8 protein-coding genes are annotated in these 11,843 nt (G+C 68.7%); 3 read left to right on the plus strand and 5 right to left on the minus strand.

What is annotated here, in order from left to right; all coding sequences use genetic code 11:
- Positions 1-13: 13 nt before the first annotated feature.
- Entirely contained in the window at positions 14-3,145 is a 3,132-nt protein-coding gene (locus ACFW16_RS01190; protein WP_380301022.1) for a 4Fe-4S binding protein, read from the minus strand.
- A 271-nt stretch (positions 3,146-3,416) separates the two neighbouring features.
- On the opposite strand from ACFW16_RS01190, the gene ACFW16_RS01195 reads away from it, so the two are divergent.
- From ACFW16_RS01195 to ACFW16_RS01205, 3 genes are read left to right on the plus strand one after another with little or no spacing between them, the layout of a single operon-like run.
- Positions 3,417-4,463, plus strand: coding sequence for a cytochrome-c peroxidase (locus tag ACFW16_RS01195; RefSeq protein WP_380301024.1), 1,047 nt, complete (start codon positions 3,417-3,419; stop codon positions 4,461-4,463).
- Positions 4,464-4,513: 50 nt separating this feature from the next.
- A complete protein-coding gene (locus ACFW16_RS01200; protein WP_380301026.1) occupies positions 4,514-6,217 on the plus strand; it encodes a DAHL domain-containing protein in 1,704 nt (567 codons plus the stop codon).
- Positions 6,218-6,267: 50 nt separating this feature from the next.
- Entirely contained in the window at positions 6,268-7,188 is a 921-nt protein-coding gene (locus ACFW16_RS01205) for a response regulator (RefSeq protein WP_380301028.1), read from the plus strand.
- A gap of 83 nt (positions 7,189-7,271) precedes the next feature.
- Here the strand turns inward: ACFW16_RS01205 and ACFW16_RS01210 are convergent, their stop codons facing one another.
- The 4 genes from ACFW16_RS01210 to ACFW16_RS01225 all read right to left on the minus strand — a co-directional run bounded on the left by ACFW16_RS01210 (position 7,272) and on the right by ACFW16_RS01225 (position 11,802).
- Complete coding sequence (locus tag ACFW16_RS01210) at positions 7,272-8,603, minus strand: PQQ-dependent sugar dehydrogenase (protein WP_380301030.1); 1,332 nt, start codon at positions 8,601-8,603, stop codon at positions 7,272-7,274.
- Positions 8,600-9,052: a DUF2231 domain-containing protein gene (locus tag ACFW16_RS01215; protein ID WP_380301032.1), complete on the minus strand. Its 453-nt coding sequence runs from the start codon at positions 9,050-9,052 to the stop codon at positions 8,600-8,602. The genes ACFW16_RS01210 and ACFW16_RS01215 overlap by 4 nt, the downstream gene beginning before the upstream one ends.
- A gap of 81 nt (positions 9,053-9,133) precedes the next feature.
- Positions 9,134-9,529 (minus strand): DUF1850 domain-containing protein, encoded by a 396-nt coding sequence (locus ACFW16_RS01220; protein WP_380301034.1) that lies wholly within the window; start codon positions 9,527-9,529, stop codon positions 9,134-9,136.
- Positions 9,526-11,802, minus strand: coding sequence for a TRAP transporter permease (locus ACFW16_RS01225; RefSeq protein WP_380301036.1), 2,277 nt, complete (start codon positions 11,800-11,802; stop codon positions 9,526-9,528). The genes ACFW16_RS01220 and ACFW16_RS01225 overlap by 4 nt, the downstream gene beginning before the upstream one ends.
- Positions 11,803-11,843: the final 41 nt, after the last annotated feature.

An 11,843-nucleotide genomic window follows, 5' to 3' on the forward strand; every position in this document is an offset into this window, starting at 1 on the left:
GTCCGGCTCGCGATCAGCTGGCGTAGCGGAGGGATGGGGCGAGATCCGCCGCCTCGGCGGCGGCCGGCGCAGGCCGGCTGGACTCTTCCGGAACCGTCGCAGCCGGGCCGGGCCGCGGGATGGTCATGACGATCGCGAAGTCGCTGACGATCTCGAGCGCGCCATCGCCCGGATCGATCAGATCGCCGGCCTCGAAGCTGCGCGCGGACGTGCGGGCCGATCCGAACTGGAGGAAGCGCATCTCGCCCGACCCGGTGGCCGCCGGCAGCCCATCGCCGGCCCGGAAACGCCCGACCCGGCAGTCGCGGACAATGTCGGCGAGGGCGGAGAGGCCCAGCGGCCGCAGCGCCGGGCTGCGGGCCAGCGCCACCAGCCGCAGCGCCGGGTCGAAGGACCGCAGGCAGCGGCTTTCGGCGGCATCCTGCCAGTCGATCCGGAGGGCGGGCCCGGCGCCCGGTCCGAAGGTCAGCAGGGCATTGCGATGAAGGACGGAGGATTCACCGTCGCAAGCAACGCCGTCGATGAGGATCCCGGCGCCGTCGAGCCGCAGGAGGCGGACTTCGCCATGGGCCGACGAAAGCGCCATGTGGTACGGCCACACCAGCGGGCTGGCGACGGTGATGTCGTTGCCGGGGCCGCGGCCAACGGTGATCACCGGCTGCGCATGCGTCGAGCGGCTCTGCGTGCCGTCGGGCAGCACGATCACGGCGTGGATCGCCGGCTCGGGCGTGCCGGCCTCCGCCGCCGCGGCGCCGCCCAGAATGTCCACCGTCTGCCGCAGCAGCCAGTGGCCGTCGGCCTGCCCGCTGTCTGCGAGCCGGCGCGCGGCGGCGCGCGCCAGGGCGTCGTCGACATAGCTGAACGCGGTCAGCGTCAGGGCGCGGACGACCGGCGCCTCGTGCTCCAGCAGCAGGTCCAGGCTGGCGGCGCGATCGAGGCCGGCGGCGATGACCTCGCGGAACGACCGGCGCGGCAGCTCCGCCGGCCGCTCGCCGTCGGCGTCGGATGCCGCGGCCGTGCCCTGCAGGATGGCGGTGATCGGCTCGCCGAGCGCCTTCCCCCAGCGAACCTCCTCCTGCCCGGCGACCGGGCGGGACAGCGCGTCGATCGCGCCGTCGCCCGCCAGTGCGGCCAGATCCTGCGCATACCATCGGCCGAGCCTGCCGTCGAAGGCGTGCAGGCAGGACAGCGCGGCTTCGTGCAGCGCCCCCAGCCGGTCCGCGCCGGCCGCCAGCAGCAGCTCGTTCAGCGTGCGGGCGAAGCGATCGGGCAGGCTGGAACTCTGCAGGCAGAAATACGCCCCCTGCAGCTTCGCCAGGGCGTCCAGAATGGATTCCATCTGCCGGGCCAGCATGCCGCCCGGCGCAGTCAACTCCGCCATGACGCCCCGGTGCTCGGCATCGGTGATCTGCAGGCTGGTGCGGAGGGTCCTGATCGTCGATTGCATGCCCGGGTCGGTCCGGATCGTGTCGAGCGTCCGGCCGGATGCGACATGGGCGACGAGGTACCGGCCGATGATCTGGTGATAGTTGGCGACGCAGGCCATCCGCTCCTTGGTGGTGGTGCGGACGGTGTCGAGAACCGCCGCCTCGGAGATCTCCGGCTCCTCCAGCAGCCGCAGATGGTCCTCGTCGCTGATCTCCATCTGCTGCCGCACGTCGTGCAGCAGCTCGGCCGAGGACACGGCCCCGGTCTTGCCCGTGGTGATGGCGTCGTCCAGCAGGTTGCGGTAGGCCTCGAGCTTCTGGTCGTGCGGCAGATCCGGCAGCACCTTCGCCAGGACATAGATCTCGTCGGGCTTGAGGTCGGCGACCGATCGGCCATCCAGGTACCGGCTGAAGTCGATCTTCAGTTTTTTCAATTGATTGAGCAAATTTGACGAGATCTTCTCACGCTCATACCTGAACGCCGAGCGATTGAGCGCCTGCCACAGCCATATGGTGCTGAGCGAGACGATCAGGATGTCGACGAAATGGATCGCGGCCGGTGGCAGCATCAGCAGGCTGGGCCGGCCGCCATGCAGGTAGAAGATGTTGATCGACAGATAGGCGCTGACGCTCAGGCAGTGGTTGACGATCTCCGTCTCGGGGACGGTCTTGCCGGCGCGACTCCGCAGCCAGCGATAGGCCCGCTCCGCCCCGGCGCCCAGGGCCAGCGAGGCCAGGACCGCGGCCCCCATGACCAGCGGCACGGCGGCGAGCTTGGGGATCGGTATCGCCTGGCCGGCGAGATACAGGCCTGGATCGAGGAGCCGGCCGAGCGCCCCGGACTCATGGCTCCAGACGCCGGAGAGGTAGTAGTCCCAGCTTCCGGCATAGAGATAGAAGTACCAGTAGAAGCCGATGATCAGCCCGTTGAACATGTAGTAGATGCGGCGCCGGGCCGGATCGAGGATCGAGTTCCAGTAGGATTGTTCGAGATCGATGTCGCCGCAGTTGGCGGTGCAGCCGACGCAGGCACCGCGGTCGCCGTCGGGCGAGCCGCTGCGGCACATCGACTGCGGCACGGCCGGGCGCAGCAGGTGGGGCGCGCTCTCCAGCAGGCCGCGCGGCTCGGTGTAGATCTTCTGGACGATGTTCGCCGGGCAGAAATAGTTGCACCAGGACTTGCCGCCCCAGAGGAAGCCGACGAGGAACGCCGCGGCCAGCACCAGGATCAGCGCCGCCGCCAGTGCGGTGCGATCGCTGTTGATGAACAGGATCCGCGCGTTCAGGCCGGCGAACAGGATGCCGAACTGGACGTACCAGGCGTTGCGTTCGAGCCAGCCGCCGCGGGGGATCAGGGCCAGTGTGCGCTCGAGCCTGCCGGTCCGGCGACGCACCACCGTGCGCTGCCGCTGCCAGCCCAGATAACGCGGCAGCTGGGACATCAGCGACAGCGGGCAGATGCGGCGCCAGGCCTCGTGACCGAACACCATCAGGAACAGCGGAATGACCGGCACGACCATGGTCCAGAACACCCGGGCCCCGATCTGATAGGGCCCGCTTTCCAGCATGCGGTCCTGGACCGCGACCGCGCCGCCGGCCTGGCTGGTCCAGCCCGTCGAGACCGGGTCCCAGAACAGGGAGGCGATGAGCCCGGCCCATCCGGTCAGCAGCACGCCCCGTACGACGAGCATCTTGCGTTCGGCGGTCCGAGCGAGCATGTCAGGCCTCCACTGCAGTTGCGGCTGGGCAACGGCCGGCCGAAACGCTCAAGTCCCGGCCGGTGGTGCGCGACGCTCGGGAGTGGTGTCAGCACTCTGGTCCCGGAGGCCCGCGGGTCCTGACGGTACCGCAACAGCGGAGGCTCTCCGCTCATCGCCGCGATAATACGGCCATAACGAGATCGCATGATGCGGAGATCTTCTTCCGGCAGACAATAATTCTCGTCACGCCCCCATGTCGTGGCCACGAATTCGTCTGGGCAGGCAGAAGATGAAGCGCGATCTCGACCCTCAACGCCGGCGCGTGACAGGACAGGCCCCGGCCGTCGGACGGCAGCTCCTGATCGCCGCCGTGCCCGCCCTGGCCCTGGCGTTTCTGGGTCCCGCCCTGGTCGTGGCGCAGACGCCGGAGCCGATCGCGCCGATCCCGTTCCAGCTGGAGCTGGATCAGCGCAAGATCGATCTGGGCGAGGCGCTGTTCCACGACGTCCGGCTGTCCAGGAAAAACGAGAACGCCTGCTCGTCCTGCCACGACCTCGACAATGGCGGCGACGACGGGCTGGCCAAGTCGCGCGGGCTCGGCGGCAAGGCCGGGAGGCGGAACACGCTGACGATCTTCAACTCGACGCTGAACTTCCGCCTGATGTGGGACGGCCGCTTCGCGTCGTCGGAACAGCAGGTCGAGGCTGCGATCCACGACCCGACCGTGATGGGCGAAACCTGGCCGGCCATCATCGACAAGCTGTCGCGGGACCAGGCGCTGAGCCAGGCCTTCGCCGGCCTCTATCCGGAAGGGTTGCAGCCCCAGACCATCACCGACGCGATCGTCGTCTACGAACGGTCCCTGACCACGCCGAACGCGCGGTTCGACAAGTTCCTGCGCGGCGACGCGGCGGCCCTCGGCCCCGACGAGCTCGAGGGCTACAGCCTGTTCAAGACCTATGGCTGCGCCTCCTGCCACCAGGGGGTGAATGTCGGCGGAAACATGTTCCAGGTGTTCGGGGTGCTGGGGACGCCCGGGGACTACTTCCGGTCGCACGGCGCCGCCGCCGATCCCGATTTCGGCCTCTACAACACCACCAGGGTCGAGGAGGACAAGTTCGTCTTCCGGGTCCCCAGCCTGCGCAACGTCGCGCTGACGGCGCCCTACTTCAACGACGGCTCGGCCGCGACGCTGACCGAAGCCGTCGACGCCATGGCGAAGTACCAGCTCGGGCGCCAGATCTCATCCCGCGACAACGCGCTGATCGTGGCGTTCCTGCGAACCCTGACCGGCGAATACAAGGGGCGCCCCCTCGACGCCCGCCCTTCGCAGTGAATTGGCCCACCGCAATTGAAGAGCCACCGGCCGGTGACGGAGATCACGTCATGATCATCAGATCCAGGATCGTCTGCAGTGTCTTCATCGCCGTTCTTCTCGCAGTATTGGCGACCCTTCTGGCGATGCTGCGCACGCCGGACACCCGGCCGTCGGAGCTGCTGGCCAGCCTCGCCGAGATGAAGCAGATCGACGCCCTCTGGAGCGCCGACGTCCTGAGCCTGGAGCTGGGCCTGAACCCCAACTACGACTCCGTGGCCGCACCTGTCGGCAAGCTGGCCGAGCGGTATCGGACGATCGAAAGGCTGGCCGCGGGCGACCCGCTGCCGGACCAGGGCCTGTCGTCGTCGCTCGCCGCATACCGCTCGGCGATGGACGACAAGATCCGCATCGTCGAGCGGATCAAGGCGCAGTATTCGATCATCAGCAACTCATCGCGCCTGTTGCCGATCGCCGCGGCGGACCTGTTCGCCGAGCTCGCGGGCAGCGCGGACAGGCCTTCGCCCAACCCGCCGATCGCCGACCTGCTGACCCGTATCGTCATCGACGTGGCCAGCTACATCGTCACCCCCAACGAACAGCTTCGGCAGGTCATCGACGGTCAGATGACGGCCCTGCGCGAGGCCGCCGGCCGGACCTCGCCCGAGGCCGCGGCCAAGGCGGAGACGCTGCTGGCCCATATGGCGGTCATCCTCCGCCAGAAGCAGCTCGGCACCAAGCTGATCGTCGACCTCACGGCCGTGCCGACCGCCCAGGCGATCGACCGCCTGCAACGCGACGCCCTGGTGCTGGAGGCCGACCAGAACCGGTACCGGTCGCTGCTGCGCGACCTGGTGCTGGTGTGCTCCTTCCTGCTGGTCGCCGCGACCGCCTGGGCCGGCTACCTGCTGCGCCGCCACCACCGGCAGCTCAACCGGGACAAATCGGCGCTGCTGCAGGCCAATGAGGACGCACAGTCGCAGCTGATCCAGTCGTCGAAGCTGTCCGCCATGGGCCAGATGGTGGCGGGCATCACACACGAGATCAACACGCCGCTGGCCTATGTGAAGGCGGTGTTCTGCCTGATCCGGGACCAGATGGCGGAGGTGAACCCGGGCAGCACATCGACGCCCGGTGCGCGCACGGATGCGGAAGACGGGCAGCCCGACGACCGGATCGGCGAGCTCAACATGCTGATCGACGAGGGGCTGCACGGCCTCGAGGAGATCACCAACCTGATCATCACGATGAAGAACTTCTCGCGCCTCGACAAAGGCCGCCTCGAATACGTCGACATCGAAGAGGCCCTGGACAGCGCCGCGCTGATCGCCCGGTCCGAGGTCAAGTACATCGCGGACACGGTCAAGGACTATGGCAAGATCCCCAAGATCCATGCGTCGGCGACGCAGCTGAAGCAGGTGTTCCTGAACCTGATCAACAACGCCGCCCACGCCATGGCCGACCAGTCCCGGCGCGGCAAGCTGACCCTGCGCACGCGGGCGGAATCCGAGGACTCGATCCGGATCGAGATCGAGGACAGCGGAACCGGCATCCCGGCGGACGTGCTGCCCAGGATCTTCGATCCGTTCTTCACCACCAAGGACGTCGGCAAGGGAACCGGCATGGGGCTGTCGATCTGCTACCGCATCATCCAGACCCATGGCGGCACCATCTCCGCCAGGTCCCGGCCCGGCGTCGGGACCACCTTCACCATCATCCTGCCGCATCGCGCCAAGGCCGATGCCGAGCATCGGCTCGAGCAGGTCGCCGCATAAGACGGTTCCGCCCCCCTCCCATGACGCTTCGAGGTACGAAGGAGAGCGAGATGACTGACAGGCCCAGCCTGCTCTTCGTGGACGACGAAGAGCGCATCGTGAAGCTGCTCAAGGTGATGTTCCGGTCCAGCTACGACGTCTACACCGCGACCAGCGGGCGGGAGGCCCTGGCGATCCTGGAGGCCCACCGGATCGACGTGATCGTCTCCGACCAGCGGATGCCGGAGATGGTCGGGATCGAGCTGCTGTCGCAGGTCTGCAGGCGGTGGCCCAACACGGTGCGGATCCTGCTGACCGGCTACAGCGACCTGGTCGCCATCATCGGCGCGGTCAATGAAGGCGAGGTGTTCCGCTTCCTCAACAAGCCCTGGAACCAGGACGAGCTGCGCCAGGTCATCGCCGAGGCGGTCGAGATCGCGCGCGCCGCCCCGACCGCGGCCGAGGAGGTGGAGGCGGTGCTGACGCCGCCGCTGGGCGTCGCCACCAAGCTGCTGGCGATCGACGGCGTGGCGGCCGACCGCCAGGAAATGCTCGAGATGTTCACCCGCGACTACAGCATCCTGACCGCCTCCACCATGGAGGAGGCGCTGGAGATCCTGGAGCAGGAGGAGATCGGCGTCATCGTCACCAACAGCGAGGTCGACGGCGTCGACGTCACAGACATGCTGACGCGGATCGCCAAGATCGACCCCTCGATCACCGTGGTGGCGACGACCTCCTCTCCCGATGCCGACACCATCGTCAAGCTGATCAACCAGGGGCAGATCTACCGCTTCGCCATCAAGCCCCTCAGCCCGAATGTCTTCCGCCTCGCGGTCAGCGCCGCCATCCGCGAGCATCGCCGGCGCCTGGTCGATCCGAGATTCGCCCGGCAGCCGGTGCCGAGGCAGGTCGAGGCCGCGGCAGCGGAGGGCGGCGGCCTGCTCGACAACATCGTCCGCAGCCTCGGCCGCTTCACCAAGGTCAGCTAGGGGCTCATTCCGGCCGGCCTTCAGGGTCGGCGTCGACGTGCCAATGCCGGCCTCCGGCGTCCCGCAAAAAGACGACGCTCCCGCTACTTGTCCGCGGAGGTCACGCGCCACACCGTGTTGCCGACGTCATCGGCGATCAGCAGCGCTCCGGATTTGTCGACGGCGACGCCGACGGGTCGTCCGCGTGCCTCTCCGTCTGAATTCAGGAAGCCGGTCACCACATCCTGCGCCTTCCCGCTCGGGTGCCCCCCGCTGAAGGGGACGAACACGACCTTGTAGCCGTTGAACTCGCCCCGGTCCCAGCTGCCGTGCTCCCCGACGAAGGCGCCGCCGCGATAGGCCTGGGGCAGAGCGTCCGCTGTGTAGAAGGCCATCCCCAGAGGAGCGACATGCGAGCTCAGCGCGTAGTCCGGGAGGATCGCCTTCTCGACCAGGTCCGGGCGCTGCGGCTGGACGCGCGGATCGAGATGCCGGCCGTAATAGCTGTAGGGCCATCCGTAGAAGCCGCCATCCTTGACCGAGGTCATGTAGTCCGGCACCAGGTTGGGACCCAGCTCGTCGCGTTCGTTCACGACGGTCCACAGCGCGCCGCTCTCGGGCTCCCAGCTCAACCCGTTCGGATTGCGCAGGCCGGTGGCGAAGAGACGCCAGCGGCCGGTCTGCCGGTCGACCTCCCAGATCGCGGCACGGTTCTTCTCCGCCTCCATGCCGTTCTCGGCCACATTGCTGTTCGAGCCGATGCCGACATAGAGCAGCGAGCCATCCCGGCTCGCGACCAGGCTCTTGGTCCAGTGATGGTCGATCGGGCCGCCGGGGAGCGGGGTGACCAGCGTGCCGGGGGCCGTGATCTCGGTGTCGCCGGTATTGAAGGGGAAGCGCAGGATCGCATCGGTGTTCGCGACATAGAGATCGCTGCCGACCAGGGCCACGCCGAAGGGCGAGCTCAGGCGATCGAGGAAGACGCGGCGCGTCTCGGGCTTGCCGTCGCCATCCGCGTCGCGCAGCAGCGTGATCCGGTTGCTCGGCAGATCGCCGCCGCCCGTCACCATCGATTCGATCCAGCCCGTCACGATGCTCTTGGGCCGCCGGAGCGGCTCGACCCCCGGCGGCTTGGATTCCACGACCAGGACATCGCCATTGGGCAGGACGGTGAGCGAGCGCGGATGCTCGAGGCCGGTGGCCATGGCCTCGATCTTGAGCCCGTTCGCGACCGTGGGCGTCTCGCCCTCCTTCCACCCGACGACGGAGGCGAGATGCATCGGCGGGAATAGGTATTGCTGCGGCTCGGGAAGGACGGGATCGGCCCCGACTTGGCTGTCGGTGTCGAACGCCTCCTCGTTGCAGGCCGCGAGAACCAGGACGGAGGCTCCGATCAGGGCCAAGGCCGCATGTCTGGGGTGAAGGACTCCGGTCATCGCACCGACGCTCCCACGCCGTGGCGATAGACCATCGACCAGCCCATCCAGCCCGTGAACAGAAGGATCAGCACGACCGCGGCCGACAGGATCAGCCCCCAGGGCACCACCGAGGTCCATCCGTCGCGGGTGTGGATCAGCATGTTCAGCGTCGCCAGGACCAGCACGGCCAGGTTGCCGATCGCATGCGGCCATGCCGGCGCCTGGGCCCGGACCAGGCGGTTGCCGACAAGATCGATCAGCCCGGCGATTGCGGCGAGATAGGCGAGGATCACGCCGACCGTGACCAGCCAGGCGGAGAAGTCGGCCCACATCAGCTCGGCGGTGCGCCAATAGGTGATGTCGGTCAGAAGCGTGCCGACGAAGCACGCGATCGGGACCGGCACGAGCATCGGGTGGATCGGATGATGGGCGATGTGCGCCGTCGAGCGGAGGTCGGCTCTGGGCATCGGGATATCCTGCGGCGATGACAGCTGCATTATCGCAACGGCCCTCGAACGCGCGGCGTTCCAGGCCGCAGTCGCGCGGAGTCATCGCGCGACGTCCGGGTCCGGCTCCGCCGCCCGGCAGCTGGTGAGGCGGACCGGATCGGCATCCGCCGGGAGGTATTCACCCATCGGCCGGCAATGCCCGGCAACGCAGATCCTCCAGTCGGCCGTCGCCCCGGAGCGTCGCAGCTCGATCCCGGGCAGCGGCGGCAAGCCGGGCGTCCAGCGCCATGCGCGGCCGTCGAACCGCGCTTCCGGCGGCGGGTCCATCCCGGCGCCGGAGCCGCGCACGCGGGCCTCATCCAGCACCAGCCCGGCCGGCGTGTCCCGCCAGTCCTCCTCCCACGCGATCTTCTCGACCGAGTGGGTCCAGGCCAGGGTCAGGCGGTCGGCGCCGAGCTGGACCAGAAGCCCCAGCGCGGCCAGGCACAGGCTCACGCCGGGCGCGCCGGGGCCGGGCGGCGGGAACGCCAGATCTGGCTGCCGATCACGATCGCGCCCAGGGCGAAGCCGATCTCGTCGGTCATCGGTGCCGCCGCGAACAGGAACAGCGCCGCGGCCGTGCCCACCAGCCGTTCCCAGACCGCCATGCGGATGCGGAAGAAGCCGACCGACGCCATGCCCCAGAGGCCGATCGCGAACGCCGTCTTGACCACCATGTAGGCGACCGCCAGCCAGTACGCCGTACCCTCCAGCCCGGCCACCGGCTGCAGCATCAGCGTCGGGTCGTACACCGCCATATAGGGGATGACGAAGCCCGGGATGGCGATGCGAACCGCCTCGAACCCGATCCTGAAGCCGCTTTCCTTCGCGATCGGCGCGGCGGCGAAGGCGGCGAGCGCCACCGGCGGCGTCAGATCCGCCATGATGCCGAAGTAGAACACGAACATGTGGCTGACGATCAGCGGCACGCCGAGCTCGAGCAGCGCGGGCGCCGCGAGGGACGAGGTGATGATGTAGTTCGGGATGGTCGGGATGCCCATGCCCAGGAACAGGCTGACCAGCATGGTCAGAACCAGGGACAGCGCCAGCGAGTCCTTGCCGATCGAGACCACCCAGTTGCCGAAGATGGTGCCGACGCCGGTCAGGGTCATGGTGCCGATGACGATGCCGACCATGGCGCAGGCGAGGCCGACCGGCAGCGCCTGCCGGGCGCCGTCCGCCAGCGCGTCGCGGCAGGCATCGAGCGTCTCCTTGCCGCCCCGGACGAACAGGCTGGCGATCACCAGGGCGACCACCAGCCCGACCACCACCATCACCCCGGCGACCAGGAAGCTGGCGGCCAGCAGGCCGAGCCCGACCCAGAACACCAGCCGGACGGCCTGGTGCGCGAGCCCCGCGGCGATCGCGCCGCCCAGGATCAGGACAACGGTGAGCGCGAGCCCGACCGAGCCGGAATAGAGCGGCGTGTAGCCGGCGAACAGCAGATAGACCAGCGCCGCCAGCGGCAGGATCAGGAACCACTTCTCCAGGAGGGCGGCCCGGGCGCTGGGCAGCTCATGCCGCGGCATGCCGACGAGGCCGCGCTTGCCGGCCTCGAGATGCACCGCCCAGAAGGCGGAGGCGAAGTAGAGGATCGCGGGGATGACCGCTGCCTGGACGATGTCGGCATAGGGCACGCCGATGGTCTCGGCCATGATGAAGGCGACGGCACCCATCACCGGCGGCATGATCTGGCCGCCCATCGAGGCCGTGGCCTCGACCCCGCCGGCGAAGGCCGGGCGGTAGCCGAAGCGCTTCATCAGCGGGATGGTGAACTGTCCGGTCGAGACGACGTTGGCGACGCCGGAGCCGGAGATCGTGCCCATCAGCGCGGAGGAGAACACCGCGACCTTGGCCGGGCCGCCCTGGGCGCCGCCGAACGCCCCCATGGCGATGTCGGTGAACAGCCTGATCATCCCGGCCCGCTCCAGGAACGAGCCGAACAGGATGAACAGGAAGATGTAGGTCGCCGACACCGCGGTCGGGGTGGTGTAGATGCCCTCGGTGCCGAAGGACATGTGCTCGATCACCTGGTCCGCGGTGTAGCCGCGGTGGTCGAACGGCGCCGGCAGGTGCTGGCCCAGCAGGCAATAGGCCAGGAACAGCCCGGCCACGATCGGCAGGGCCGGCCCCATCGCCCGCCAGACCAGGACGAACAGCACCACCAGAGCCGCGATGCCGACCACGAAGTCGGCGTCGGTCAGCTCGCCGGCCCGGTTCACCAGATCGAAGTAGAAGACCCACTGGTACAGCCCGACCAGGAAGCCGCAGACGCCCAGGCCCCAGCCGAACAGCCGGCCCGCCAGGCCCCCGGCCCGATGGTTGGCCAGCATGCCGCCGGCGACGAGGCACAGGAATCCGACATGGACGCTGCGGACGATCTGGCTCGGCACCCCACCGCCGAAACCCGCCACCAGCACATAGGTGCCGAGCAGGCAGAGGAAGGCGAACAGCGCCTCCGCCACCGGCCGGCCGCGCACCGCATCGGCACCGATCTTCACCGCCCACAGCGCGAAGGCCGCCCCGATGATGCGCAGCAGGTCGACGCCCGGGACGATCGGCCGGTCGAGCGGCAGCCCGAAGGCGGTCACGATCTGGAAGGCGGAGAAGGCCACCGCGATCCAGAACAGGAGCCGCCCGGCGGTTCCGGTCCCGAAATTCTCCGGCAGGCCGTGCTCGGCATTCACCATTGGCACGGCGGTCCCGCCGACCTCATGCACCTGCGCCATCCTCGCGTTCCTCTTCAGGCCTCCTGCGGCCCGGGGTCTTC

Origin of the sequence: Inquilinus sp. NPDC058860 (genome assembly GCF_042743185.1) — a bacterium.
Lineage (GTDB): Bacteria > Pseudomonadota > Alphaproteobacteria > DSM-16000 > Inquilinaceae > Inquilinus.